Origin of the sequence: Tepidimonas sp. (genome assembly GCF_046292505.1) — a bacterium.
Taxonomy (GTDB): Bacteria; Pseudomonadota; Gammaproteobacteria; order Burkholderiales; family Burkholderiaceae_C; genus Tepidimonas.
On sequence record NZ_JBKBQX010000001.1, the window covers coordinates 1 to 25,110 of the forward strand.

Here is a 25,110-nt window from a genome sequence, read left to right on the forward strand (position 1 = left end):
AGTGCAGGTAGCGCACACGCACACCGTTTTCGGACAGGTAATCGGTGAGTTGTTCGGCCATGCGTTTGGTCAGCGTGGTCACCAGCACGCGCTCGTCCCGCTGCACGCGCAGGCGGATCTCCTGCAGCACATCGTCCACCTGATGGGTGGCCGGCCGCACCTCCACCACGGGATCGACGAGACCGGTGGGGCGAACCACCTGCTCCACCACCTGCGAGGAGCGACGCAGCTCGTATTCCCCCGGGGTGGCCGAGACAAAGATCACCTGCCGCATGCGTTGCTCGAATTCCTCGAACTTCAACGGCCGATTGTCCAGCGCGCTCGGCAGGCGAAAGCCGTACTCCACCAGGGTGGTCTTGCGCGCCCTGTCCCCGTTGTACATGCCGCCCAACTGGCCGATCATCACATGGCTCTCGTCCAGGAACATCAGCGCATCGCGCGGCAGGTAGTCGGTGAGCGTGCTGGGGGGCTCGCCGGGCGCGGCCCCCGACAGGTGACGCGTGTAGTTTTCGATGCCCTTGCAGTGCCCCACTTCGACCAGCATCTCCAGGTCGAAACGGGTTCGCTGCTCCAGCCGCTGGGCCTCGAGCAGCTTGCCCATGCTGACCAGTTCCTTCAATCGGGCGTCCAGCTCGTGCTTGATGCCCTCCACCGCCTGCAGCACCTGCTCGCGCGGGGTCACATAGTGGCTGCTGGGGTAGATGGTGAAGCGCGGCAGCTTGTGCCGGACCCGTCCGGTCAGCGGGTCGAACAGGGCCAGAGACTCCACCTCGTCGTCAAAGAGCTCGATGCGCACCGCCAGCTCGGAATGCTCGGCGGGGAAGACGTCGATGGTGTCGCCGCGCACGCGGAACTTGCCGCGCACGAACTCCTGCTCGTTGCGCTGGTACTGCATGCGCACCAGTTGCGCGATGATGTCGCGCTGCCCCAGCCGGTCGCCGGTGCGCAGTGTCAGGATCATGCGGTGGTAGTTCTCGGGCTTGCCGATGCCGTAGATGGCGCTGACGGTGGCGACGATGACGACATCGCGCCGCTCCAGCAGGCTTTTGGTACACGACAGGCGCATCTGCTCGATGTGCTCGTTGATCGCGCTGTCCTTTTCGATGTAGAGATCCCGCTGCGGGACGTAGGCCTCGGGTTGGTAGTAGTCGTAATAGCTGACGAAGTATTCGACCGCGTTCTTGGGAAAGAACTCGCGGAATTCGCTGTAGAGCTGCGCCGCGAGCGTCTTGTTGGGGGCAAACACGATGGCCGGCCGTCCGAGCCGCGCGATGACGTTGGCCATCGTGAACGTCTTGCCCGAGCCCGTCACCCCGAGCAGCGTCTGGAAAGCCTCGCCGTCCTGCACCCCCTCGACCAAGCGGGCGATGGCCTGCGGCTGATCGCCGGCGGGCGGATAGGGCTGATACAGCTCGAAAGGTGAGCCGGGAAAGGTCACGAACGCCCCCGGGGCGGCATGGCCGTCCTGGGTGGCAGCGTCGACGATCGTCTCGGTGGTCATGGCGGCGGGCCGCGGGCAGGCCGCGGGTAAAATTTCGGATTATCTAACCGCCCCCGAAGGACTGCACATGTCGCTTTTCTCCGCTGTCGAAATGGCCCCTCGTGATCCCATCCTGGGCCTGAACGAACAGTTTGCCGCGGACACCCGCCCCAACAAGGTCAACCTGGGCGTTGGCGTTTATTACGACGACAACGGCAAGTTGCCGCTGCTGCAATGCGTGCAGGCGGCCGAGCAGCACCTGATGGAAAAGCCCGCCCCGCGCGGCTACCTGCCCATCGACGGCATCGCGGCCTATGACAACGCCGTCAAGGCGCTGGTGTTTGGCGCCGACAGCGACGTGGTGCGCAGCGGCCGCGTGGCCACGGTGCAGGCGCTGGGCGGCACGGGCGGCCTGAAGATCGGCGCCGATTTCCTGAAAAAGCTCACCCCGGCCGCCAAGGTGCTGATCAGCGACCCGAGCTGGGAGAACCACCGAGCCCTGTTTGCCAACGCGGGCTTTGCGGTGGACACGTATACCTATTACGACGCGGCCAAGCGCGGCGTGAACGTGGATGGCATGCTGGCCAGCCTGCGCGCGGCCGAGGCGGGCACCATCGTCGTGCTGCACGCCTGCTGCCACAACCCGACCGGCTACGACCTGACGCCTGAGCAGTGGGACGCCGTCGTGGCCGTGGTGCGCGAGCGCGGCCTGGTGCCCTTCCTCGACATGGCCTACCAGGGCTTCGGTCACGGCATCGCCGAGGACGGTGCGGCGGTGGGCAAGTTCGTCGCGGCCGGACTGGACGTGTTCGTCGCCACGTCGTTCTCCAAGAGCTTCAGCCTCTACGGTGAGCGCGTCGGCGCGTTGTCGGTGGTGTGCGCCAGCAAGGACGAGGCCGAGCGCGTGCTGTCGCAGCTCAAGATCGTGGTGCGCACCAACTACTCCAACCCGCCGACGCATGGCGCCGCCGTGGTGGCCATGGTACTGAACACGCCCGAGCTGCGCGCGCTGTGGGAACAGGAGCTGGGCGCCATGCGCACCCGCATCAAGGCCATGCGCCAGCGGCTGGTGGACGGGCTGGCGGCCGCCGGCGTCCGGCAGGATATGTCCTTCATCACCCAGCAGATCGGCATGTTCAGCTACTCGGGGCTGACCAAAGAGCAGATGGTGCGCCTGCGCACCGAGTTTGGCGTCTACGGCACCGATACGGGCCGCATGTGTGTGGCTGCCCTCAACAGCCGCAACATCGACTACGTCTGCCAGTCGATCGCGGCCATCCTTTGATCCGCATGACTGTCCCCGAGGCGACGACGCCTCGGGGTTCGGCCGCATGGCGCCCTGGACGACTTCCTGCTATATTTGCTGCACTGCAACATAACCAACCGACGCCATGCTGTATCACCTGTACGAAGCCCAACGGGCGTTGATGGAGCCGTTTTCCGACTTCGCGCTGGTGACGGCCAAGCTGTTTGCCAACCCCTCCTCGCCCCTGGCGCAGACGCCGTTTTCGCAGCGTGTGGCAGCCGCCTATGACCTGCTGCACCGTCTGGGCAAGGACTACGAAAAACCCGAGTTCGGCATCCGCAGCGTGGACATCGGCGGGGTGCATGTCGTGATCCACGAGCGGGTGGAGATCGACAAACCCTTCTGTGAGTTGCGCCGCTTCAAGCGCTATTCGGACGATCCCCAGACGCTGCTGCGCTTGAAGGCGCAGCCGGTGGTGCTGATCGTGGCGCCGCTGTCGGGGCACTACGCGACGCTGCTGCGCGACACCGTGCGCACCATGCTGCGTGACCACAAGGTCTACATCACCGACTGGAAAAACGCCCGAACCGTCCCGCTGTCCGAGGGGGAGTTCCACCTCGACGATTATGTCAACTACGTGCAGGAGTTCATCCGCTACCTGCAACGGCAGTACGGCAACTGCCATGTGATGAGCGTGTGTCAGCCTACGGTGCCGGTGCTGGCCGCCGTATCGCTGATGGCCAGCCGTGGCGAAAAAACGCCGCTGTCCATGACCATGATGGGCGGCCCGATCGACGCGCGCCGCTCGCCCACCGCGGTCAACAACCTGGCCGTGCAGCGCAGCTACGAATGGTTTGAAAACAACGTGATCTACCGTGTGCCGGCGGGCTTCCCCGGCGAAGGGCGGCGCGTTTATCCGGGCTTTTTGCAGCACGCCGGATTCATTGCGATGAACCCGGACCGCCATGTCAACAGCCACTACGACTACTTCCTGCAACTGATCAAGGGCGACAACGAAAGCGCCGAGGCGCACCGCCAGTTCTACGACGAGTACAACGCGGTGCTCGACATGGACGCGAACTACTACCTGGAGACCATCCGCACGGTATTCCAGGAATTCAAGCTGGTGCACGGCACCTGGGACGTTCGCGCACCCGACGGCACGCTGGAGCGGGTGCGCCCGCAGGACATCCGGAACACGGGCCTGCTGACGGTCGAAGGCGAGCTGGACGACATTTCTGGCAGCGGGCAGACGCGCGCGGCACATGACCTGTGCACGGGCATCGAGTCCCGCGAGCAGCGTCATTTCGAAGTCGCGGGTGCCGGCCATTACGGCATCTTCAGCGGGCGGCGCTGGCGCGAGAAGGTCTACCCCGTGGTGCGGGACTTCATCCTGGCGCACCAACCGCCGGCGGGTGGCGCCGATGTGGCCGCTGCCCAGGCCGAGGCCGATTTGATGGCGTCTGCCATCCGCCAGGACGAGCCGGCGCCGACGCGCGGCCGTCGCCGCAAGACCGAACCGGGGGCATGAGCGCGGGCGACGCAAACGCCAGCGCCCCGACGCTGGCCGACCGCATCGATGCCGCCCTGCCGCAGACGCAGTGCACACGCTGCGGCTATCCGGATTGCCGCCGCTACGCGGAGGCGATTGCCCACGGTGAAGCGGACATCGACCAGTGCCCGCCGGGGGGCGAAGAAGGCGTGCACCGGCTGGCGGCACTGACCGGCCGCGCGCCCAAACCCCTGAACGCCGCCCACGGAACCGAGGGGCCGATGGGTGTGGCCGTCATCGACGAGACCTGGTGCATTGGCTGCACCCTGTGCATCAAGGCCTGTCCGACCGATGCCATCGTCGGTGCGCACAAGCGCATGCACACCGTGATCGAGCTCTACTGCACCGGCTGCGAGCTGTGCATCCCGGCGTGCCCGGTGGACTGCATCGCGATGGTCCCCATCAGCGGAGACCGGCGCGGCTGGGCCGCGTGGTCACCCCGGCAGGCCGAGCAGGCCCGCACCCGCTATCAAGCCCGGCTCGCTCGCCTGGCCCGCGCGGCCGACGAGCAGGCCGAACGCCGCTTGCGCAAAGCCGAGGCCAAGCTGGCCGACCTGCCGGCCCACTCCAAGCACACCGACCCTGCCGTTCTCGACCGCAAGCGCGCCCTGATCGAGGCGGCCATCGCCAAGGCGCGTGCAGCCCGCACCGCACCGTCTTAGTCGAGCGCGCCGGTCACCGATGGGCGGCCGCCAGCGCGCGAAAGGCCTGGATCACCTCGGGCGGGGCTTGCACCAGCTCGATCAGCACGCCCTCCCCGCCCACGGGGAACTCGTCGTTGCCTTTGGGGTGGATGAAGCAGATGTCGAAGCCCGCGGCCCCCCGGCGAATACCGCCGGGGGCAAAACGCACCCCTTGGGCGCTGAGCCAGTCGACCGCGCGCGGCAGATCGTCCACCCATAGGCCGACGTGATTCAGCGGGGTGGCGTGGACCGCGGGTTTTTTCTCCGGGTCCAGCGGCTGCATCAGATCCACCTCGACCTTGAACGGGCCGCTCCCGGTAGCACAGATGTCCTCGTCCACGTTCTCGCGCTCGCTGACGAAGGTGCCGGTCACCTCCAGCCCGAACAGGTCCACCCACAGGCGGCGCAACCGCGCCTTGTCCGGCCCGCCGATCGCGATTTGCTGGATGCCCAGCACCTGAAACGGGCGCACGCTCACTTTTCGAACTCCACGATAGGCTGATCCACGACGAGGGATTCGCCCTTGCTGGCCAACACCTTGGCCACGACACCGTCGGCCGCGGCGAACAGCACGTTCTCCATCTTCATGGCCTCGATGACGGCGACGCGCTCGCCGGCCTGCACTTTCTGACCGGGCTGGACCGCCACATCGACCAGCAGCCCCGGCATGGGGGACAGCACGTAGCGGCTCATGTCCGGTGGCGCCTTGAAGGGCATCAGCCGGTGCAGCTCCGCCATGCGGGGCGACACCACCAAGCACTCCAGCTTGGTGCCGTTGTGTTGCACGACCAGGGCCAGGGGATTGCGGGGGCTGCCGCGTTCGATCTGTGCGGTGAAGGGCTGGCCGTTGACCTCACCGGTGATGATGATGTCGTTCAGGCGCGAGGGCGAGCTGATCTTGTAGCGCTTGTCCCCCACCAGCACTGAGGCGTAGCCGGTTTCGCCCGCGAACTCGTCCACATGGACCGGGATGTGGCGGTGCTGGCCGTCGGCGGACAGGCGAATGACGGTGTAGTCTTTGCCGACCTTGACGCCGTAGCCGGGGAGCTGGCCGCTGATCGCGGCCGCCCGCTCGCGGCTCTTGCGGCGCACGAAGGCGGCCAGTGCCACCAGGAAGTCCTCGTCGTCGTGCGGCACGTCTTCGGCGCGGAAACCGCTGGCATAGTGCTGGGCGATGAAGCCGGTGTTGAAACGGCCGGCGACGAATTCCGGATGCGCCAGCAGCGCAGCCTGGAACGGGATGTTGCTGTTGATGCCGCGGATGGCAAAGCCGTTGAGCGCCTCGCGCATCTTGGCAATGGCGTCCAGGCGGTCCTTGCCGTGCACGATGAGTTTGGCGATCATCGAGTCGTAGTACATCGGGATCTCGCCGCCCTCGAACACCCCGGTGTCCACGCGCACGCCGTAGCGGTGTGCGGTGTCGGCCGCCCACATGGTCTCCTTGGGCGGTTTGAAGTGCACCAGCCGCCCGGTGGAGGGCAGGAAGTTGCGGAACGGGTCTTCGGCGTTGATGCGGCACTCGATCGCCCAGCCTTCGCGCGTGACATCGGCTTGCGTCAGCGGCAGTGGCTCGCCGGCGGCCACGCGGATCATCAGCTCCACCAGATCCAGCCCGGTGATGCACTCGGTGACCGGGTGCTCGACCTGCAGGCGGGTGTTCATCTCCAGGAAGTAAAAGCTCTGATCCTTGCCGACCACGAACTCCACGGTACCGGCGCTTTGGTACTTCACCGCTTTGGCCAGCGCCACGGCCTGCTCGCCCATGGCCTTGCGGGTGGTGTCGCTGATGAAGGGGCTGGGCGCCTCCTCGATCACCTTTTGGTGGCGGCGCTGGATGGAGCATTCGCGCTCGTTCAGGTAGATCACGTTGCCGTGCGCATCGCCCAGCACCTGGATCTCGATGTGGCGCGGCTCCTCGACGAACTTCTCAATGAAGACGCGGTCGTCGCCGAAGCTGTTGCGCGCCTCGTTGCGGCAGGAGGTGAAGCCCTCCAGCGCCTCCTTGTCGTTGAAGGCCACGCGCAGGCCCTTGCCGCCGCCGCCGGCGCTGGCCTTGATCATCACGGGGTAACCGATGCCGCGCGCGATCTCCACCGCCTGCTCGGCCGACTCGATCGGGTCGTTCCAGCCCGGGATGGTGTTGACGCCGGCCTCCTGGGCGAGCTTCTTGGAGGCGATCTTGTCGCCCATGGCCGCGATGCTGTGGTGCTTCGGCCCGATGAAGACGAGGCCCTCCTCCTCGACGCGGCGGGCGAAGTCCTCGTTTTCGGACAGGAAGCCGTAGCCGGGGTGGATGGCCTCGGCGCCGGTGGACTTGGCCGCGGCGATGATCTTGTCGGCCACCAGATAGCTCTCGCGGCTGGGCGCCGGGCCGATGCAGACGGCCTCGTCGGCCAGGCGCACATGGCGCGCCTCGCGGTCGGCCTCGGAATAGACGGCCACGGTGGCGATGCCCATCTTGCGGGCGGTGGCGATGACGCGGCAGGCGATTTCACCGCGGTTGGCAATCAGGATTTTCTTGAACATGGTGTGTGCTCCCCCCTCGCCTCACAGCGGGATGTTGCCGTGCTTGCGCCACGGGTTGTCCAGCTTCTTGTCCTTGAGCATGACGAGGCTGCGGCAGATGCGCTTGCGCGTCTCGTGCGGCAGGATGACGTCGTCGATGTAGCCGCGCTCGGCGGCGACGAACGGGTTGGCGAAGCGGCGCTTGTACTCGGCCTCGCGTTCGGCCAGCTTGGCCGGGTCCTTCTTGTCCTCGCGGAAGATGATCTCCACCGCCCCCTTGGCGCCCATGACGGCGATTTCGGCGTTGGGCCAGGCCAGGTTCACATCGCCACGCAGGTGTTTGGAGGCCATCACGTCATACGCACCGCCGTAGGCCTTGCGCGTGATGACGGTGATCTTGGGCACGGTGGCCTCGGCATAGGCGTACAGCAGCTTGGCGCCGTGCTTGATGATGCCACCGTATTCCTGCGCCGTGCCGGGCATGAAGCCGGGCACGTCGACGAAGGTGATGACCGGGATGTGGAAGGCGTCGCAGAAGCGCACGAAGCGCGCGGCCTTGATGCTGCTCTTGATGTCCAGACAGCCGGCCAGCACCAGCGGCTGGTTGGCCACGATGCCCACCGTCTGGCCGTCCATGCGCGCAAAGCCCACGATGATGTTCTTCGCGTAATCGGGCTGGATCTCGAAGAAGTCGCCGTCATCGACGGTCTTCAGGATCAGCTCCTTCATGTCGTAGGGCTTGTTGGGATTGTCCGGCACCAGGGTGTCCAGGCTCAGCTCGGCACGGTCGATCGGGTCGCCGCTTTGGCGAACGGGCGCCTTCTCCCGGTTGGACAGCGGCAGGTAGTTGAACAGACGGCGCACCATCAGCAGTGCCTCGACGTCGTTGTCGAAGGCGCGGTCGGCCACGCCGCTCTTGGTGGTGTGGGTGAGCGCTCCGCCCAGTTCCTCGGCCGTCACCTCCTCGTGCGTCACGGTCTTGACCACGTCGGGGCCGGTGACGAACATGTACGAGGTGTCCTGCACCATGAAGATGAAGTCCGTCATCGCAGGCGAATAGACCGCCCCGCCTGCGCACGGCCCCATGATGACGCTGATCTGCGGGATGACGCCGGAGGCCAGCACGTTGCGCTGGAACACCTCGGCATAGCCGCCCAGGCTGGCCACGCCCTCCTGGATGCGCGCGCCGCCCGAATCGTTGAGGCCGATGACCGGGGCGCCCACCTTCATGGCCTGGTCCATGATCTTGCAGATCTTCTCGGCGTGCGCCTCGGACAGCGCGCCGCCAAAGACGGTGAAATCCTGGCTGAAGACGAACACCAGCCGACCATTGATCATGCCGTAGCCGGTGACCACGCCGTCGCCCGGCACCTTCTGCTCGGCCATGCCGAAGTCGGTGCAGCGGTGCTCGACGAACATGTCCCACTCTTCGAACGTGCCTTCGTCGAGCAGGACTTCGATGCGCTCGCGCGCGGTCAGCTTGCCCTTGGCGTGCTGGGCGTCGATGCGCTTGACCCCACCGCCCAGGCGGGCGGCGGCGCGCTTGCGCTCGAGCTGTTCGAGTATTTCGTGCATGGTCACAGGCTCCTGTCGTTCAGGGAAGGTGAAGGGGTCGCGTCGCTGCCCAGCGGCAGGGCGTGGAAAAAGGCGGCCAGCAAGGTGCGTGCGGCGGCCGAGGCCACCATGCGCCCTGCCAGCACGTCTTCGGTGAGCTGGGGTAGGCGCTCGCGCACCGCGGCATGGTGGGCAAACGCCTCGCGCAGGCCGCTGTCGATGCGCTCCCACATCCAGGCGCGGGCCTGCCGTTGGCGGCGCGCGGCCAGCCGTCCGTTGGCCTGCTGCAGGCGCCGGTAATCGCTGACTGCCTGCCAGAAGGCATCCACCCCGCGGCCCTGCAGGGCGCTGAGCTGGATGACGCGCGGGTGCCACAGTGTCTCGTCGTGGTGGGCCGTCTCCGGCCGTCCATGCAGGCCCAGCAGGCGCAGCGCCGACGTGATCTGGGCCTGGGCGCGCATGGCGGCGTCGGGGTCGAGATCGGCCTTGTTGATGACGACCAGATCCGCCAGCTCCATGATGCCCTTCTTGATCGCCTGCAGGTCGTCGCCGGCGTTGGGCAGCTGCAGCACGCAGAACATGTCGGTCATGTCGGCCACGGCCGTTTCGCTCTGGCCGACGCCGACCGTCTCGACGATCACGATGTCGTAGCCCGCCGCTTCGCAGACCAGCATGGCTTCGCGCGTCTTGGCCGCCACGCCACCCAGGTTGCCGCCGCTGGGACTGGGCCGGATGTAGGCATGCTCATGCACGGAGAGATGCTCCATGCGCGTCTTGTCACCGAGGATAGAGCCGCCCGAGACGCTGCTGCTCGGATCCACCGCCAACACGGCAACGCGGTGCCCCTGCCCGATCAGGTACAGCCCCAGCGCCTCGATGAAGGTGCTTTTGCCCACGCCGGGCACACCGCTGATGCCCAGACGAAACGCCTGCCCCGTGTGCGGCAGCAAGGCGTTGAGCAGGGCGTCGGCCTCGCGCCGGTGGTCGGGCCGCGTGGACTCCAGCAGCGTGATCGCCTTGGCCATCGCCCGCCGCTTTTGGGGGGGCGTGCCGTGCAGCACGTCGGCCAGAAGGCGGGATGCTTGCAGCGCGCTCATGCCGCCCAGTTCTCCAGCTTCAGGCCGTCGATGCGCTCGAATTCGCGGGTGTTGTTGGTGACCAGCACCGCATCCAAGGCCAGAGCCTGGGAGGCGATGAGCAAATCCAACTCGCCAATGGGCTGGCCCAGCCTTTTGAGCCGCGTTTTGTGCTGCGCGAAGTGCCACATGGCGGATGCGTCCCACGGCACCACTGTGATGAGCCGCATAAAACCTTCCAACGCCAGCCGGTTTTGCTCCACACGCGTGCTGTGCTCGACGCCGTAGGCCAGCTCCGCCGCCACCAGTGCCGAGATGGCCAACTCATGGGGCTCAACTGCACGAAACCTGGCCGTGACCGCGGGGTAGCGCCTCGAAATGAAGTAGGCGCAGATGTTGGTGTCCAGGAAATACATGCCCATCAGTCCAGGCGCACCGGATCACCCAGCCCTGAGCGGTCGCGCTCGATGTGTTCGGGCATGCCCTCAAAACCGTCGAGCACCCTTTCCATCGCAGCCCACCATTCGTCTTTGCGCGTCAACTTGGGCCTCAAAACAACGGCATCGCCCACCTTTTCAATGGTGACTTCCGCCGTGTCAAACCGAAACGCCTTGGGCAGGCGCACGGCCTGGCTGCGGCCGGTGGTAAACACTTTGGCAGTGGCAACTGGGGGGGTCATGGCTCGCCTCCTTTGATTGAGTACATATTAAAAATATATACCCAAACCACCCATCACGCGGCACCCGCTGAGGCCACCGCCCTCTTGATGTGCTCCAGCACATCCTTGGCGCTGGCTGGGATGGGGGTGCCGGGGCCGTAGATGCCCTTCACCCCGGCGTCGTAGAGGAATTCGTAGTCCTGCCGAGGGATGACGCCCCCCACGAAGACGATGATGTCGTCGGCGCCCTGATCTTTCAGCGCCTGAATGATGGCGGGCACCAGCGTCTTGTGGCCGGCCGCCAGCGTCGAAATACCGACCGCATGCACGTCGTTCTCGATGGCTTGGCGCGCGCACTCCTCGGGGGTCTGGAACAGCGGGCCGATGTCGACGTCGAAACCCAGGTCGGCGTAGGCCGTGGCCACCACCTTGGCGCCCCGGTCGTGTCCATCCTGGCCCAGCTTGGCGATCATCACGCGCGGGCGGCGGCCGTGCTGTTCGGCAAATGCAGCGATTTCCTGCTGGAGCTTTTCCCACCCTTCGGCGGAGTCGTAGGCGGCGGCATACACCCCGGTCACCTTTTGTGTATCGGCGCGGTGGCGCCCGAAGACTTTTTCCAGCGCGTCGGACACCTCGCCGACGGTGGCCCGCAGGCGAATGGCCTCGACGCTGAGCGCCAACAGGTTGCCCTGACCCGTGCGCGCGCACTCGGTCAGCGCATCCAGCGCACGTTGCACGGCGGCGGCGTCGCGCGTGGCGCGGATGCGCTGCAACCGCGCGATCTGCGCCTCGCGCACTTTCAGGTTATCGACTTCGAGAATCTCGACCGGGTCCTCTTTGGCCAGCTTGTACTTGTTGACGCCGACGATGACGTCCTTGCCGCTGTCGATGCGCGCCTGCTTCTCGGCGGCGCTGGCCTCGATCTTGAGCTTGGCCCAGCCGCTGGAGACGGCCTGCGTCATCCCGCCCATGGCATCGACTTCTTCGATGATGGCCCAGGCCTTGTCCGCCATGTCCTGGGTGAGCTTTTCCATCATGTACGAGCCGGCCCAGGGGTCGATCACACTGGTGATGTGCGTCTCTTCCTGCAGGATCAGCTGCGTGTTGCGCGCGATGCGGGCACTGAACTCGGTGGGCAGCGCGATCGCCTCATCGAAACTGTTGGTGTGCAGGCTCTGCGTGCCGCCGAACACCGCCGCCATCGCCTCGATGGTGGTGCGCACGATGTTGTTGTAGGGGTCCTGCTCGGTCAGCGACCAGCCGCTGGTCTGGCAGTGGGTGCGCAGCATCAGGCTCTTGGGGTTCTTGGCACCGAAGCCTTTCATGATGCGGCACCACAGCAGGCGCGCGGCGCGCATCTTGGCGATCTCGAGATAGAAGTTCATCCCGATCGCCCAGAAGAAGCTCAGCCGCCCGGCGAACTCGTCGACATCCAGCCCCTTGGCCAGCGCGGTCTTGACGTACTCCTTGCCGTCGGCCAGCGTGAAGGCCAGCTCCAGCGCCTGGTTGGCGCCCGCCTCCTGCATGTGGTAGCCGGAGATGCTGATCGAGTTGAACTTGGGCATGTGTCGCGCCGTGTACTCGATGATGTCGCCGATGATGCGCATCGAGGGTTCGGGCGGGTAGATGTAGGTGTTGCGGACCATGAACTCCTTGAGGATGTCGTTCTGGATGGTCCCCGAGAGCTGGTCCTGCGCCACCCCCTGTTCCTCGGCCGCGACGATGTAGCCCGCCAACACGGGCAGCACCGCGCCGTTCATCGTCATCGACACGCTGACCTTGTCCAGTGGAATCCCGTCGAACAGGATCTTCATGTCCTCCACGCTGTCGATGGCGACGCCCGCCTTGCCGACGTCGCCGACCACGCGCGGGTTGTCGCTGTCGTAGCCGCGGTGCGTGGCCAGATCGAAGGCGACGCTGACCCCCTGCCCGCCAGCGGCCAGCGCCTTGCGGTAGAAGGCGTTGGACTCCTCCGCCGTGGAGAAGCCCGCATATTGCCGAATGGTCCACGGACGCACCGCGTACATGGTCGCCTGCGGCCCGCGGATGAACGGCTCGAAGCCCGGCAGCGTGTCCGTGTACGGCAAGCCCTGCAGATCGGCAGCGGTGTACAGCGGCTTGACCGTGATGCCCTCGGGCGTGACCCAATGGAGCTGCTCGATCGAGCCGCCCTTGAGGGATTTGCGGGCGGCGGCCTCCCAGTCGGCGAGCGTGGCGGTGCGGAATTCGGTGTTGGACATGGAACCCCCGAGGTCGGCAGGTGGATGACGGTCGGTGCGGCGCGGGCGCACGTGGTGCGCAATCCCGCGCAAACCGATGCGATGATGGCGCAAACGCCGGACAACGCCGAGTGTAACGCATTCATAATTATTGATGCAGAATCTCTCTGACGCTATCATCGCGCCCATGACTGCCGTTCCCCTGCTGTCGCGCGCACTGTACGAGGAAGTGGCCGAGCTGCTGCGCCAACGCATCTTCAGCCGCGAACTGCCCCCCGGCGCCTGGATCGACGAACTCAAAATCGCCGAGGAGCTGGGCATCAGCCGAACGCCCTTGCGCGAGGCGATCAAGGTGCTGGCGGCCGAGGGGCTGGTGACGATGAAGGTGCGCCGCGGCGCCTACGTGACCGAGGTGTCGCAGCAGGACTTGCGCGAGGTGTACGAGCTGCTGGCGCTGCTGGAGGCGGACGCCGCCGAATCCGCCTGCTGGCGCGCCACCGACGAGGACCTTGCCGCGCTGGAGCGGATGCACACCGATCTGGAAGCCGCCGCCGACCCCGAGACGGGGTCACGCGAGCGGTTTTTCGAGCTCAACGAGGCGTTTCACTTGCGTCTGCTCGATCTCGGACAAAACCGCTGGCGCAAGCAACTCGTCAACGACCTGCGCAAGGTCATGAAACTCAACCGCCACGGCTCGCTGTTCAAGCAGGGGCGCATCGCCGAGTCGCTGGCCGAACACCGCGCCATCCTGGACGCCTTGCGCCGGCGCGACGCCGCCGGGGCCGCGCAAGCGGTGCGGGTGCACTTTGCCAACGGGTTGCAGGCGGCGGTGTGAACAAGGGCGCGCGCCGGGCGCGCATCACGCGGCGCTGGAGGCAGGGGCGCGCAGCGCCGAGCGGGCGAGTTCGGCCACCTCGTGCGGCGGCCGGCGTTTGAGCCGGTGATCGCTCCAGACTTGGCGCCAGCGCCTCGCCCCCGGCTGGCCGTGGCGCAACCCCAGCATATGGCGCGCGATGGCGTACCAGCCGCCGGGCAACGACGGCCCTTCGCGCGCCATGTAGTCCACCATGCGCGCCTCCACCGTGTCGCGGTCGGGCACGGCGTGTGGCGCGCCAAAGTACGCCGCGTCCCACGAGGCCAGCCACCACGGGTTGTGGTAGGCCTCCCGGCCCACCATCACCCCGTCGACCTGGGCCAGGTGCTCCGCCACTTGGGCGTCGGTGGTGATGCCGCCGTTGATGGCGATCGTCAAATGCGGAAAGTCGCGCTTGAGCAGATGAACCACCTCGTAGCGCAGCGGCGGCACGGTGCGGTTCTCGGCGGGGCTGAGGCCATCGAGCCAGGCGTTGCGCGCGTGCACGATGAAGACCTCGCAGCCGGCCTGCGCCACCGTGCCGACGAAGTCGCGCACGAAGCCGTAATCCTCCACCCGGTCGATGCCGATGCGGTGCTTGACCGTCACGGGCACGCGCACGGCGTCGCGCATCGCGCGCACGCAGTCGGCCACCAGGCGCGGGTGCTCCATCAGGCAGGCGCCGAACGCGCCGCGCTGCACGCGCGGACTGGGGCAGCCGCAGTTGAGGTTGATCTCGTCGTAGCCCCAGGCCTCGCCCATGCGGGCCGCCACGGCCAGCTCGCGCGGGACATTACCGCCGAGTTGCAGCGCCACCGGATGCTCTTCCGCCCCAAAGCGCAGATGGCGCGCGACATCGCCGTGCAGCAACGCGCCGGTGGTGACCATCTCGGTGTACAGGCGCGTATGGCGGGTGAGCTGGCGGTGAAACCAGCGGCAGTGGCGATCGGTCCACTCCATCATCGGCGCGACGCTCAGGCGCCAGGGGTTGTGGCCAGGGTTGGGCAGCGACTCACTCATGGGGCGGCGATTATCCCCGACGCCAAGAAAAACGCCCGCCAGAGGCGGGCGCTGGGGCGGTTCGCGATGGCGCTCAGGCCCGTCAGCCCATATGCAGACCGCCGTTGCATGAGAAATCAGCCCCGGTGGTGAAGCCCGCATCGTCGCTGGCCAGCCAAGCGACGATGGAGGCGATTTCGCGCGGCTCGCCCAGGCGCTTGACGGGGATGGTGGCGATGATTTTTTCCAGCACGTCGGGGCGGATGGCCTTGACCATGTCCGTGGCGATGTAGCCCGGGCTGACGGTGTTGACGGTCACGCCCTTGGAGGCCAGCTCCTGCGCCAGGGCCATGGTGAAGCCGTGCATACCCGCCTTGGCCGCCGAGTAGTTGGTCTGGCCAGCCTGCCCCTTCTCGCCGTTGACGGACGAGATCTGGATGATGCGCCCCCAGCCCCGTTCGACCATGTCCGGCACGACCTGTTTGGTGACGTTGAACATGGAGGTCAGGTTGGTGTTGATGACGGCGTCCCAGTCCTCCTTGGTCATCTTGAGGAACAGGCGGTCGCGCGTGATGCCGGCGTTGTTGACCAGCACATCGATCGGGCCATGCTCGGCCTTGGCCTTGGTGAAGGCCTGGACCGTGGAATCCCAGTCGCCGACGTTACCCACGCTGGCATAAAAGGTGTAGCCGAGCGCCTTTTGCTCGTCCAGCCACTTTTGATAGTCGCGCGTGGGGCCGCAGCCGGCGATGACTTTGAAACCCGCATTGGCGAGCGCCTGACAAATGGCGGTGCCGATGCCGCCCATGCCGCCGGTGACGTATGCGACGCGTTGTTGACTCATGAAACTGCTCCTCTGTGTGTTGGACGTGGGTGGAGTGGCAAAAACCAGGGGACGGTGGACTCAGCGCTCGACGCACAGCGCCACGCCCATGCCGCCGCCGATGCACAGCGCGGCCAGGCCCTTGCGGGCGTCGCGGCGCTGCATCTCGTGCAGCAGCGTGACCAGCACGCGACAGCCAGAGGCACCGATCGGGTGGCCCAGCGCGATGGCGCCGCCGTTGACGTTGACCTTGGCCGGATCGACCCCGAGCGCCTGGTTGACCGCGCAGGCCTGGGCGGCGAAGGCCTCGTTGAGCTCGAACAGGTCGACGTCGGCCACCGACCAGCCGGCGCGCGCCAGCGCCTTTTGCGAGGCCGGCACCGGGCCCATGCCCATGGTGGCCGGATCCAGCCCGCTGGTGCCGAAGCTGGCGACGCGCGCCAGCGGCTGCAAGCCGAGTTGCGCGGCTCTGGAGGCCTTCATGACCATCACGGCAGCCGCGCCGTCGTTGATGCCGCTGGCGTTGCCGGCGGTCACCGTGCCGGCCTTGTCGAAGGCGGGCTTCAGGCCCGCCAAGGCCTCGGCGCTGGTCTTGCGGTTGAGGTACTCGTCGGTGTCGAAGACGAGCGGATCGCCCTTGCGCTGCGGGATCGTCACCGGCACGATCTCGTCCTTGAACTTGCCAGCGTCCTGCGCGGCGGCAGCGCGGCGCTGGCTCTCCAGCGCGAGCGCGTCTTGCATCTCGCGCGTGATGCCGTGGGCCTTGGCGACGTTTTCGGCCGTGATGCCCATGTGGTACTGGTGGTAGACGTCCCACAGGCCGTCGACAATCATCGAGTCGATCATCTTCCAGTCGCCCATGCGCTGGCCCTCGCGGCTGCCCATCAGCACGTGCGGAGCGAGCGACATGTTCTCCTGCCCGCCGGCGATGACGACCTCGCTGTCGCCCCAGGCCACCGCCTGCGCGGCCAGCATCACGGCCTTCAGGCCCGAGCCGCACACGGCGTTGATGGTCAGCGCCGGGGTTTCCTTGGGCACGCCAGCCTTCATCGCGGCCTGGCGCGCCGGGTTCTGGCCACAGCCGGCCGCCAGCACCTGGCCCATGATGACCTCGCCGACCCGCTCGGCCGGCACGCCGGTGCGCTCCAGCAGGGCGCGGATCACGGTGGCGCCGAGATCCATCGCAGGGGTCTTGGCGAGCGTGCCGCCGAACTTGCCGATGGCGGTGCGCACGGCACCGACGATGACGATGTCGTCCATAGAAATCATCCTTTCGCTGCGGAGGTGACGGGGGTGAGCGGGGTGGTGACGAGCGTGGCCAGGGCCTCGTCGGCCTTGACGCGCACATAGCGACCGGGGGCCGGCTCGATCGGGCGGTAGCGGCGGTTGCCGTAGCTGCGCGGAGCCGGGATCTGGCGGCCGCCGTGGGCTGCCAGCCACGGCGCCCAGTCGGTCCACCAGCTGCCCTTGTGCTCGGTGGCGGCGGCGATCCAGTCGTCCACCGATTCGGGAAAGTGCCCTTCGGGCCCGGTCCAGAAACTGCGCTTGCCCTTGGAGGCCGGGTTGATGACGCCGGCGATGTGCCCCGAGGCGCCCATGACAAAGCGCATCGGCCCCCCGAGGTGACGCGTGGTGGCGTAGGCGCCGCCGATCGGCACGATGTGGTCCTCGCGCGAGCCGTAGATGTAGGCCGGGATGTCGATCGCGCCCAGGTCCACCGGCACGCCGCAGACGGTCAGCTTGCCGGGCTGGCAGAGTTCATTCTGCAGGTAGGTGTGGCGAAGGTACCACGCGTACCACTTGCCCGGCAGGTTGGTGCTGTCGCTGTTCCAGTACAGCAGGTCGAACGGCGGCGGTGTCTCGCCCTTGAGGTAGTTTCCGACGACGTAGTTCCAGACCAGGTCGTTCGGGCGCAGGAAGCTGAAGGTGGTGGCCAGATCCCGCCCGGGCAGCAGCCCGCCGTGCGCGTACTGCAGCTCGCGCAGCGCGACGAAGGCCTCGTCGATGAAGACGTCGAGCACCCCGGTGTCGGTGAAGTCCAGCAGCGTGGTCAGGAAGGTGACGCTTTCGACCTTGCGCTCGCCACGCGCGGCCAGCACCGCCAGCGCCGTGCCCAGCATCGTGCCGCCGACGCAGAAGCCCAGCGTGTTGATGGTGTCGGCCTTGCCGATCTCGCGCACGACGTCGATGGCGCGGATGACGGCGTCGTCGATGTAATCGTCCCAGGTGGCCTGCGCGAGCGTCGCATCCGGGTTGCGCCAGCTGATGACGAAGGTGCGGTGGCCCTGCTCGACCGCGAAGCGCAGGAAGGAATTGTCCGGCTGCAGGTCGAGGATGTAGTACTTGTTGATGCACGGCGGCACGACGAGGAACGGCCGCTCGTGCACCTTGGCGGTCAGGGGCTTGTACTCGATGAGCTGGAACAGCGCGTTCTCGTAGACCACCTGCCCTTCGGTGGTGGCCACGTTGCGCCCGACCTCGAAGGCGTTGTGATCCGTCATGGAGACGAACCCCTGCTTCATGTCGTGGAGCAGGTTTTGCACGCCCTTGGCGATGCTCTCGCCCTGGGTGTCCAGGGCTTTTTGCTGGGCCTCGGCGTTGAAGGCGAGGAAGTTGCTCGGGGCGGTGGCGTCGATCCACTGCTGCACCGCAAACCGGAGGCGCGCCTTGGTTTTCGCGTCGGCCTGCACGGCCTCGGCCATGCGCATGAGCGTGCGGGCGTTGAGCAGGTACAGCGCTGCGCTGTACGCCGCAACGGGGTTGCGCGCCCAGGCATCGGCCGCAAAGCGCCGATCCTCGCGCGGTGGCTGGATCTGCAACCCCTGCTGCCAGAGTTCACCCGCCTCGCGAAGGTAGTCCCGCTGGATCTCGGCCCAGGCGCCGGGGTCCAGTTGCACCGCCGAGCCCACCAGACGACGCAACAGGTCTGACAGACCCCCGACCTGACCCCAGCCCGGCCCGGCAGCACCCGCCGCGGCCGCAAAGGCCGGTTGCCCGCCCCCTTGCAGGGCCGCCTGCACCGCCTGCGTCCATTGCTGGAAGGCCTGTTGCGACCATTCGATCCAGGACGATTGACCGTCGGTGCGGAATTGCGTCATGCGCGTGTCTCCTGTCGGTATTACGCCGTTATCGTAACGCGCTCGGCCGTCGTTTCGATGACAATCGGGGCCATGCCGCGTTCGGGCTTACCCGGGGAACGTTGCGCCGCGCCACGGGATGGATGCAGTGTCGCAGCAACGCCTTCCATGACGCTGACACCGCGAGGCTTCCGTCGCCCGGATCGGTCATTCGACACCCACTCGAGTCCAGCGCCGATGTATCTCGTCCTTCTTGCCTGGGGTTATGTCGTCGTCATGATGGCGATCGCCGAGGCCTTGAGTCCGCAGGGCACGGTGTTGGGTGCGTTTTTCACGTTGCTGCTGTACGGCTTGGGCCCGATGGCGCTGGCGATCTATGTCATGGGCACACCCCTGCGGCGCAAAGCGCGGCGCCGGCAGGCCGCCACGGCCAGCGGTTCAGGCGCGCCAGATGGCCGCGCCGAGCCGCCCGCTGTGCCCCAGGAACCGCGCATCCCGCCGGTGCGAGAAGAACCGTGAGGGGTTGCCGACCGTGCACCAGGGAGCGGTCCCGTCGTTGCCCGTGACGGGGCCAAAGCCCAGCCGCGCCAGGCGGCGTCGTGCCAGCCCCGGCAGATCGGCCAGCCACCGGTCGGCGTTTTGCGCAGAGGGCCGAAACGCCTCGGCATCGCTGGCGCACGCCGCCACGAAGGCGTCCCGCACGTCGCTCCCGACTTCGAAGGCCTGCGGGCCGATCGCCGCACCGATCCACACCCGGATCGTGCGTCGGCGCTCGGGGTCTTGGGCGGCTGGCCAGTGAGCGCACAGGGCTTCGAGCACCCCGTGTCCGTCGTGACCCGCCAGCCCACGCCAGCCCGCGTGGACCGCGGCCACCGATTGTCCGTTTGGGGCGGCCAGCAGGATGGGCAGGCAGTCGGCCACCAAAACGGTGCAGGCCACCCCACGCGCGTCGGTCCAGCAGGCGTCGGCCTCGGTGCCGTCTGGCGTTGCCGCGTCGAGCCGCACCACCCGCGTGCCGTGGACTTGCCGCAAAAAGACCGGCCGCCCCCCCAGAGCCCGTGCCCACTGCGCGCGGTTGCGGGCTACGGCATCGGGCGCATCCCCGACGTGATCGCCCAGATTCAGCGACGCCCACGGCCCGACCGACACGCCGCCGGCCCGGGTGCTCATCCAGCCCTGCGCGCCGGGGCCCACGTCGGCCGCCAGGCCGATCAATCCCCCACGAACCACCTCGGTGGGCCGGGTGGCGCCGGCCTCATTCGGCATCGGGGCAGCGCGACGGGTGCGCGCGTTGGAAGGCGTCGAGTTGCATGCAACGCTCGAACACCGCCAGCGTCAGCGGGATGCCCTCGTACGCCAGGCCGAAACGCCGCCCGTTGACGATCTGCGGCACCAGGCAGCAGTCGGCCAGCGTGGGCGTGTCGCCATAGGAGTACACCGAGGGCGGCAAGCCCAGACGGGCGCGCTCCTGTGCCAAATCTTGCAGACGGCGTTCGTAGGCGCGCAGGCCCTCCATCACCCAATGGTTGTACCAGTCGGTGCGCTGCTGCTCCGAAAGGCCCAGCGGCCCGGCCAGGTATTTGAGGATGCGCAGGTTGTTGATCGGGTGGATTTCACAGGCGATGGTCTGCGCCAGCGCCCGCACCCGCGCGCGGCCGAGCGGATCGCGCGGCAGCAGCGGCGGCTCGGGGTGGGTTTCGTCCAGATATTCGATGATGGCCATCGACTGGCTTAAGCGCGAATGGTCGGGATCGCCCTCCACGTCGAGCACCGGCACGAGCGAATCGGGGCTGAGGGCGCGGTAGGCGTCGCCGTGCTGCTCCCCTTTGGCCAGGTGCACGGGGATGTACTCGTAGTCGAGTCCTTTGAGGTGCAGGGCGATGCGCACGCGGAACGAGGTGCCGGAGCGGAAGTAGTTGTAGAGCTTCATGAATCGACGACGGGGGAAGGCGACAGCCCCGCAGTCTAGCGGCTGTGTCGCCACCCGGGCAAACCCCGATGAACCGCATCGGGGCAATCGCCTCCAAGCGCGTACACTGCGACGCGTGCAAGCGCCGCCGAAATGCCGGTCCGTGCGGCAGGCGTGGCGCTTCGATCACTTTCGTCGTTGCCTGGAGTTCGATGCCATGATCCACCGCCGCACCGTGCTGAAGTCGGGTGCCGCCGCCGCGCTGGGCGCCCCCGGCCTGATCGGTTTTGCGCAGCAGAGCGTCACGCTCAAGTTCCACACCTTCATGTCGCCCACCTCCAACGTGTGGCTGAACATGCACAAGGCGTGGATGGACAAGGTGGGGAAAGAGTCGGGCGGGCGCATCAAGTTCGAGGCCTACCCTGCGATGCAGCTCGGCGGCTCGCCGGTGCAGTTGTACGACCAGGCCAAAGATGGGGTGGTCGATATCGTGTGGACGCTGCCGGGCAACACCCCGGGGCGCTTTCCGCGCACCGAGGTGTTCGAGCTGCCTTTCATGATGACGAACGCCGAAGCCACCTCCAAAGCGTTTTGGGAGTTCGTCCAGACCAAGGCGGCCGACGAGTACCGCGACATCCACCCGATCGCCTTTCAGGTGCACGGCCCCGGCATGTTCCATGTCAAGACGCGCCTGATCACGCAACCGGATGATTTGCGCGGCCTCAAGATGCGCGGCCCGACGCGCCAGATCACGAAGATGCTGGGCTATCTGGGCGCCACCCCAGTCGGCATGCCGCTGCCGCAAATCCCCGATGCGCTGTCCAAAGGCGTCATCGACGGCTGCGTCATCCCCTGGGAAGTGGTGCCCTCGGTCAAGGTGCACGAGCTGGTGAACAACCACAGCGAATTCGACCCCAAGGGCGGCGCGCTGTACACGACGACCTTCGTCATGGGGATGAACAAGGCGCGCTACGCCTCGCTGCCGCCCGACCTCAAGAAGGTGATCGACGCCAACTCGGGGTTGGAGACGTCCGCCTTCCTGGGGCGCACCCAGCAAGCGGGCGACACGCCGGCGCGCAAGCAGGCCGTGGACCGCGGCAACAAAATCCACACCATCGGGCAGGCCGAGGCGCAGGAATTCCGCCGCAAGGCCCGCCAGGTGGAAGTCGAGTGGGTGCAGGACATGGACAAGCGCGGCCTCAATGGCCGCGAGCTGCTGGACACCGCCCGCAAGCTGATCGAGAAGCACACCAAGGCCTAAGCCCGCCCTGCCCCGCCCCGGCGCGTCGGGTGGGGCGGCACTACACTTGGGCGCATGTTTCGCAGTCCCATCCGGTTTTGTCGTGCCTGTGCGGCGGCGGTGGAGCATCGCATTCCCGACGACGGGGACACCCGCGTGCGGGCGGTGTGCCCCTCGTGCGGCACCATCCACTACGAAAACCCCCTCAACGTCGTGGGGACGGTTCCCTATTGGGGGCAGGACGGCGCCCAGGTGTTGCTGTGCCGGCGCGCCATCGAGCCGCGCTGGGGCAAGTGGACGCTACCGGCCGGCTTCATGGAACTGGGTGAAACGACCGAGCAAGGCGCCCTGCGCGAGACGGTGGAGGAAGCGGGCGCGCAGATTGCGCTGGAGGGCTTGTTCACGCTGCTCAACGTTGCGCGGGTGGGGCAGGTGCACATCTACTACCGGGCGCGCCTGTTGAGCGATCGCTTCGATCCCGGGCACGAGACGCTGGAGGCGCGGCTGTTCCACGAACACGAAATCCCATGGGAGGAACTCGCCTTCCGCACGGTCCACGAGACGCTGCGCCGCTACTTCGATGACCGCCGCAAGGGGTGTTTCGGCGTGCACACCGGCGACATCGCCTGATGGGCCGAGCGGGCAGCCCGCGCGGAATCAGACCTCACGGCGGTAGCTGCGCGCGAGAGCTTCGAGCTGGTCCGGCGGCATCGGGCGACCGATCAGGTAGCCCTGCACCTGGGTGACACCGATGGCCTCCAGAAAATCGCACTGACGCTGGTTTTCCACGCCTTCCGCGATGATCTCCACCCCCAAGGACTGCCCCAGGGCGACCACTGCCCGCACGATGGCGCGGTCGGCGCGTCCGCGCGTGATGTGGGTGACGAACGCCCGGTCGATCTTGATCGCATCGATGGGGAACTGCAGAGCATACGCCAGCGACGAGTGGCCGACCCCGAAGTCGTCGATGGCCACCATGACCCCGGCGTCACGGCAGCGGTGCAGCAGGCGGATCGCATGATCGACGTCCTGCATGGTGAGACTTTCGGTGATTTCCAGCTCGATGCATCCAGGCGAAACACCGGACGACTGCAGCGCGGACTGGATGTGCTCCATCAGCGACGGGGCCAGAAACTGCCGCGGCGACAGGTTGATGCCCACCCGCAAAGGCAGCCCGGCGCGCTCCCAGGCGGCAGCCTGTTGCGCGGCGCTGGCCAGCACCCATGCCCCGACGTCGATGATCGATCCTGACTCCTCCAGCAGCGGCACGAACTCCGCCGGTGACACCTCGCCCCATTCCGGGCTGCGCCAACGGATCAAGGCCTCGCAGCCGACGATGCGCCCGGAGGCAAAATCCATCTGCGGCTGATAGGCCAGGTAGAACTCCTGCCGCTCCAAGGCCCGGTGCAGCGCCTGCTCGAATGCCAGGAGCCGCTGGCGGCGCTGCGACAGCGCATCATCGGCCTCGGCCCCCAGATCGTCTCGCCCTTGGGCGCGGGCGCGGCGCTGCGCCTCTTGCGCCAGGGTCAGCAGCGGCTCCGCCTCGTGGCCGTGGGTGGGGCAGACGGCCCAGCCGGCGCTGAACGGCACCACCAGTTCCTGCTGTTCCAGATGCACCGGCTGTCGCAGGGTCTGTAGCACACGTTGGAAAACGGCTATGGCGGCTGTACTGTCGTTGGCCTGGATCGCGACCGCGAACTCATCACCACCGACACGAGCCACTTCGAGCACGGTTCCGGCGTCCTGGTGGTGCTTCAGGCGCTGGCCCCACAGCGCCAGCAGACGGTTGGCCCCGCCCTCCCCCAAACTTTCGTTGAAGCGCGCAAAGCGGTGGATGTCGATGGTGCCGATGAGCAGGACGCGGTCGCTTTTGACGCGCAACGCCTCGATGCGCTCGGCTGCGCGGCGCAGAAACAGTCGGCGATTGGGCAAACCCGTGGTCTCGTCGTGCAGCGCGAGGTAGTCGACCAACGCCTCGGTGCGGCGGATGCCCGTCAAATCCTGGAATACGCCGAACACGCGGTCGGCGTCCTCCCCTTGCAGGCCCCGCTCGCCCACCACGCGCAAAATGCAGTCCGACGACCGCAAGTGGATGCGAAACTCCAGGTCCAGGCGCGCACCGACATCGCGCGCACGCTCCATGGCATGGTGTAGCCGCTGCCGGTCATCCGGGTGGACGCGGGTCAGAAACTCCTCGCGCGGCACGCTGTCTTGCGCGCGAATGCCGGCCAGCGGCTCGAACTCCTCGCTCCAGCTCAAGCGGTCGCTGGACAGCAGCCACTCCCAATACCCCAACCCGGCGATGCGGCGTACCGACAGCTCGCGCAGCCGCGCACGCCGCACTTCGCGCGTCAGGTTGCCGGCGCGCAGGGCGTAGCGCACACGCTCGCGCAGCAACGGCCAACTGATGGGCTTGGTGATGAAATCCGTCGCCCCGGCCTCGAAGGCGGTCTCGATCGACGCAATGTCGTCGGCGGCCGTCAGCATGACGATGGGCAGTGCGTCATCCGCCAGCAGCACCCGGATTTGTGCACACGCCGCATGGCCGTCCAGCCCCGGCATCATGACGTCCATCAGGATCAGATCGGGCCGCTCGGTCTGCACGGCGGCGACCGCCTCGTGTCCGTCGCCCGCCTCCAGGATGCGATAGCGCTCGCGCGCCAGCACGGCGCGCACCACGGCCCGGGTGGCGCGATCGTCGTCGACGACCAGCACGGTCGCGACTGGCGCCTCGGGCGCCGGGGCCATCTGTGGTGGGCTGGATGTGGCCGCAGGAAGGTCCAAGGTGTTCATCGTCAGCGAGGGCGCCCGCACGGGTGGGCAGGCTCACCCCGTACAATAGCATCGACCGGGAGCCCCCGGTTGGGCGACACCGGTTTTTTCCATGACCTCCCCGCTGATCAACTCCGCCAACCTCGACGAGCTGCTGTCTCTGCTGGGGGACGAGTTTCGCGATATCACTCGGCTGTTCGTCGAGCAGCTCGAGGGCGAGCTGGCGGACCTGCGCGCGGCGCGGGCCGCGCAGGATTGGCAGGCACTGTATCGCCGCGCGCACGCGCTCAAAGGCAGCAGCGGCAACATGGGCGCCACCGCGCTGTCCGAATCGGCCGCGCGCCTGGAGCGGGCTGCACGCGATGGTGACGCGGATGGGGTCGAGCGGGAGATAGCCGCCATCGAGCTCTTGGCACCTCAGACGGTACAGGCGCTGCGGGCTGGTCGCTACGTGTGACAGGCCC

23 protein-coding genes are annotated in these 25,110 nt (G+C 67.2%); 8 read left to right on the forward strand and 15 right to left on the reverse strand.

The annotated features are described in order from the left end of the window. Positions 1-1,501 (reverse strand): excinuclease ABC subunit UvrB (uvrB, locus tag ACK4TH_RS00005; protein ID WP_409620831.1); only part of this gene is annotated, 1,501 nt, incomplete at its 3' end. A 67-nt stretch (positions 1,502-1,568) separates the two neighbouring features. On the opposite strand from uvrB, the gene ACK4TH_RS00010 reads away from it, so the two are divergent. The 3 genes from ACK4TH_RS00010 to rsxB all read left to right on the forward strand — a co-directional run bounded on the left by ACK4TH_RS00010 (position 1,569) and on the right by rsxB (position 4,940). Then, positions 1,569-2,765, forward strand: a complete 1,197-nt coding sequence (locus ACK4TH_RS00010; RefSeq protein WP_409620834.1) for an amino acid aminotransferase — start codon at positions 1,569-1,571, stop codon at positions 2,763-2,765. 106 nt (positions 2,766-2,871) lie between these two features. Continuing rightward, positions 2,872-4,257: a polyhydroxyalkanoate depolymerase gene (locus ACK4TH_RS00015; RefSeq protein ID WP_409620837.1), complete on the forward strand. Its 1,386-nt coding sequence runs from the start codon at positions 2,872-2,874 to the stop codon at positions 4,255-4,257. After that, on the forward strand, positions 4,254-4,940 hold the full coding sequence (gene rsxB, locus ACK4TH_RS00020; RefSeq protein WP_409620840.1) for an electron transport complex subunit RsxB: 687 nt from the start codon (positions 4,254-4,256) through the stop codon (positions 4,938-4,940). Before ACK4TH_RS00015 ends, rsxB begins: the two co-directional genes overlap by 4 nt. Positions 4,941-4,953: 13 nt before the next feature. On the opposite strand, the gene ACK4TH_RS00025 is transcribed toward rsxB, so the two are convergent. From ACK4TH_RS00025 to scpA, 7 genes are read right to left on the reverse strand one after another with little or no spacing between them, the layout of a single operon-like run. Beyond that, on the reverse strand, positions 4,954-5,439 hold the full coding sequence (locus ACK4TH_RS00025; RefSeq protein ID WP_409620842.1) for a VOC family protein: 486 nt from the start codon (positions 5,437-5,439) through the stop codon (positions 4,954-4,956). Further along, positions 5,436-7,487, reverse strand: a complete 2,052-nt coding sequence (gene accC / locus ACK4TH_RS00030) for an acetyl-CoA carboxylase biotin carboxylase subunit (RefSeq protein WP_409620844.1) — start codon at positions 7,485-7,487, stop codon at positions 5,436-5,438. Before accC ends, ACK4TH_RS00025 begins: the two co-directional genes overlap by 4 nt. Positions 7,488-7,508: 21 nt before the next feature. After that, a complete protein-coding gene (locus ACK4TH_RS00035) occupies positions 7,509-9,041 on the reverse strand; it encodes an acyl-CoA carboxylase subunit beta (RefSeq protein ID WP_409620847.1) in 1,533 nt (510 codons plus the stop codon). A gap of 2 nt (positions 9,042-9,043) precedes the next feature. Next, positions 9,044-10,117, reverse strand: coding sequence for a methylmalonyl Co-A mutase-associated GTPase MeaB (meaB, locus tag ACK4TH_RS00040; RefSeq protein ID WP_409620850.1), 1,074 nt, complete (start codon positions 10,115-10,117; stop codon positions 9,044-9,046). Then, a complete protein-coding gene (locus ACK4TH_RS00045; RefSeq protein WP_409620853.1) occupies positions 10,114-10,512 on the reverse strand; it encodes a type II toxin-antitoxin system VapC family toxin in 399 nt (132 codons plus the stop codon). Before ACK4TH_RS00045 ends, meaB begins: the two co-directional genes overlap by 4 nt. A gap of 5 nt (positions 10,513-10,517) precedes the next feature. Then, positions 10,518-10,775 (reverse strand): antitoxin, encoded by a 258-nt coding sequence (locus tag ACK4TH_RS00050; RefSeq protein WP_409620856.1) that lies wholly within the window; start codon positions 10,773-10,775, stop codon positions 10,518-10,520. Between the two features lie 53 nt (positions 10,776-10,828). Then, entirely contained in the window at positions 10,829-12,994 is a 2,166-nt protein-coding gene (gene scpA, locus ACK4TH_RS00055; RefSeq protein WP_409620859.1) for a methylmalonyl-CoA mutase, read from the reverse strand. A 166-nt stretch (positions 12,995-13,160) separates the two neighbouring features. Here scpA and ACK4TH_RS00060 point away from each other — a divergent pair, with 166 nt between their 5' ends. Next, the gene (locus ACK4TH_RS00060) at positions 13,161-13,808 is read left to right on the forward strand and encodes a GntR family transcriptional regulator (protein WP_409620862.1); all 648 of its coding nucleotides are present in this window, start codon (positions 13,161-13,163) and stop codon (positions 13,806-13,808) included. Positions 13,809-13,832: 24 nt separating this feature from the next. On the opposite strand, the gene dusA is transcribed toward ACK4TH_RS00060, so the two are convergent. The 4 genes from dusA to phaC all read right to left on the reverse strand — a co-directional run bounded on the left by dusA (position 13,833) and on the right by phaC (position 18,746). Further along, positions 13,833-14,846, reverse strand: coding sequence for a tRNA dihydrouridine(20/20a) synthase DusA (dusA, locus tag ACK4TH_RS00065; protein WP_409620865.1), 1,014 nt, complete (start codon positions 14,844-14,846; stop codon positions 13,833-13,835). Positions 14,847-14,928: 82 nt separating this feature from the next. Next, positions 14,929-15,669: an acetoacetyl-CoA reductase gene (phbB, locus tag ACK4TH_RS00070; protein ID WP_409620868.1), complete on the reverse strand. Its 741-nt coding sequence runs from the start codon at positions 15,667-15,669 to the stop codon at positions 14,929-14,931. Between the two features lie 60 nt (positions 15,670-15,729). Next, positions 15,730-16,908, reverse strand: a complete 1,179-nt coding sequence (locus ACK4TH_RS00075) for an acetyl-CoA C-acetyltransferase (RefSeq protein WP_409620871.1) — start codon at positions 16,906-16,908, stop codon at positions 15,730-15,732. Between the two features lie 5 nt (positions 16,909-16,913). Beyond that, complete coding sequence (phaC, locus tag ACK4TH_RS00080; RefSeq protein ID WP_409620874.1) at positions 16,914-18,746, reverse strand: class I poly(R)-hydroxyalkanoic acid synthase; 1,833 nt, start codon at positions 18,744-18,746, stop codon at positions 16,914-16,916. 216 nt (positions 18,747-18,962) lie between these two features. Between phaC and ACK4TH_RS00085 the strand changes: the two genes are divergently transcribed. Beyond that, positions 18,963-19,244: a hypothetical protein gene (locus ACK4TH_RS00085; protein ID WP_409620877.1), complete on the forward strand. Its 282-nt coding sequence runs from the start codon at positions 18,963-18,965 to the stop codon at positions 19,242-19,244. Here ACK4TH_RS00085 and pgeF read toward each other — a convergent pair. After that, the gene (gene pgeF, locus ACK4TH_RS00090; RefSeq protein WP_409620880.1) at positions 19,164-19,991 is read right to left on the reverse strand and encodes a peptidoglycan editing factor PgeF; all 828 of its coding nucleotides are present in this window, start codon (positions 19,989-19,991) and stop codon (positions 19,164-19,166) included. The genes ACK4TH_RS00085 and pgeF overlap by 81 nt on opposite strands. After that, positions 19,981-20,655, reverse strand: coding sequence for a maleylacetoacetate isomerase (gene maiA / locus ACK4TH_RS00095; protein WP_409620883.1), 675 nt, complete (start codon positions 20,653-20,655; stop codon positions 19,981-19,983). The genes pgeF and maiA overlap by 11 nt, the downstream gene beginning before the upstream one ends. Positions 20,656-20,851: 196 nt before the next feature. Here maiA and ACK4TH_RS00100 point away from each other — a divergent pair, with 196 nt between their 5' ends. Together ACK4TH_RS00100 and ACK4TH_RS00105 are read left to right on the forward strand one after the other, a co-directional pair. Continuing rightward, complete coding sequence (locus tag ACK4TH_RS00100) at positions 20,852-21,895, forward strand: TRAP transporter substrate-binding protein (RefSeq protein ID WP_409620886.1); 1,044 nt, start codon at positions 20,852-20,854, stop codon at positions 21,893-21,895. Between the two features lie 54 nt (positions 21,896-21,949). Beyond that, the gene (locus ACK4TH_RS00105; protein WP_409620889.1) at positions 21,950-22,504 is read left to right on the forward strand and encodes an NUDIX hydrolase; all 555 of its coding nucleotides are present in this window, start codon (positions 21,950-21,952) and stop codon (positions 22,502-22,504) included. Positions 22,505-22,531: 27 nt separating this feature from the next. Here ACK4TH_RS00105 and ACK4TH_RS00110 read toward each other — a convergent pair whose 3' ends face one another. Next, a complete protein-coding gene (locus tag ACK4TH_RS00110) occupies positions 22,532-24,622 on the reverse strand; it encodes a putative bifunctional diguanylate cyclase/phosphodiesterase (protein ID WP_409620892.1) in 2,091 nt (696 codons plus the stop codon). Positions 24,623-24,758: 136 nt separating this feature from the next. Here ACK4TH_RS00110 and ACK4TH_RS00115 point away from each other — a divergent pair, with 136 nt between their 5' ends. Then, positions 24,759-25,103 (forward strand): Hpt domain-containing protein, encoded by a 345-nt coding sequence (locus ACK4TH_RS00115; RefSeq protein ID WP_409620895.1) that lies wholly within the window; start codon positions 24,759-24,761, stop codon positions 25,101-25,103. Positions 25,104-25,110: the final 7 nt, after the last annotated feature.

Coding starts and splice junctions, on each gene's coding strand:
- ACK4TH_RS00010 (WP_409620834.1), top strand. CDS start 1,569: ATGTCGCTTTTCTCCGCTGTCGAAATGGCCCCTCGTGATCCCATCCTG.
- ACK4TH_RS00015 (WP_409620837.1), top strand. CDS start 2,872: ATGCTGTATCACCTGTACGAAGCCCAACGGGCGTTGATGGAGCCGTTT.
- rsxB (WP_409620840.1), top strand. CDS start 4,254: ATGAGCGCGGGCGACGCAAACGCCAGCGCCCCGACGCTGGCCGACCGC.
- accC (WP_409620844.1), bottom strand. CDS start 7,487: ATGTTCAAGAAAATCCTGATTGCCAACCGCGGTGAAATCGCCTGCCGC.
- ACK4TH_RS00035 (WP_409620847.1), bottom strand. CDS start 9,041: ATGCACGAAATACTCGAACAGCTCGAGCGCAAGCGCGCCGCCGCCCGC.
- meaB (WP_409620850.1), bottom strand. CDS start 10,117: ATGAGCGCGCTGCAAGCATCCCGCCTTCTGGCCGACGTGCTGCACGGC.
- ACK4TH_RS00045 (WP_409620853.1), bottom strand. CDS start 10,512: ATGTATTTCCTGGACACCAACATCTGCGCCTACTTCATTTCGAGGCGC.
- ACK4TH_RS00050 (WP_409620856.1), bottom strand. CDS start 10,775: ATGACCCCCCCAGTTGCCACTGCCAAAGTGTTTACCACCGGCCGCAGC.
- scpA (WP_409620859.1), bottom strand. CDS start 12,994: ATGTCCAACACCGAATTCCGCACCGCCACGCTCGCCGACTGGGAGGCC.
- ACK4TH_RS00060 (WP_409620862.1), top strand. CDS start 13,161: ATGACTGCCGTTCCCCTGCTGTCGCGCGCACTGTACGAGGAAGTGGCC.
- dusA (WP_409620865.1), bottom strand. CDS start 14,846: ATGAGTGAGTCGCTGCCCAACCCTGGCCACAACCCCTGGCGCCTGAGC.
- phbB (WP_409620868.1), bottom strand. CDS start 15,669: ATGAGTCAACAACGCGTCGCATACGTCACCGGCGGCATGGGCGGCATC.
- ACK4TH_RS00075 (WP_409620871.1), bottom strand. CDS start 16,908: ATGGACGACATCGTCATCGTCGGTGCCGTGCGCACCGCCATCGGCAAG.
- phaC (WP_409620874.1), bottom strand. CDS start 18,746: ATGACGCAATTCCGCACCGACGGTCAATCGTCCTGGATCGAATGGTCG.
- ACK4TH_RS00085 (WP_409620877.1), top strand. CDS start 18,963: ATGTATCTCGTCCTTCTTGCCTGGGGTTATGTCGTCGTCATGATGGCG.
- pgeF (WP_409620880.1), bottom strand. CDS start 19,991: ATGCCGAATGAGGCCGGCGCCACCCGGCCCACCGAGGTGGTTCGTGGG.
- maiA (WP_409620883.1), bottom strand. CDS start 20,655: ATGAAGCTCTACAACTACTTCCGCTCCGGCACCTCGTTCCGCGTGCGC.
- ACK4TH_RS00100 (WP_409620886.1), top strand. CDS start 20,852: ATGATCCACCGCCGCACCGTGCTGAAGTCGGGTGCCGCCGCCGCGCTG.
- ACK4TH_RS00105 (WP_409620889.1), top strand. CDS start 21,950: ATGTTTCGCAGTCCCATCCGGTTTTGTCGTGCCTGTGCGGCGGCGGTG.
- ACK4TH_RS00110 (WP_409620892.1), bottom strand. CDS start 24,622: ATGGCCCCGGCGCCCGAGGCGCCAGTCGCGACCGTGCTGGTCGTCGAC.
- ACK4TH_RS00115 (WP_409620895.1), top strand. CDS start 24,759: ATGACCTCCCCGCTGATCAACTCCGCCAACCTCGACGAGCTGCTGTCT.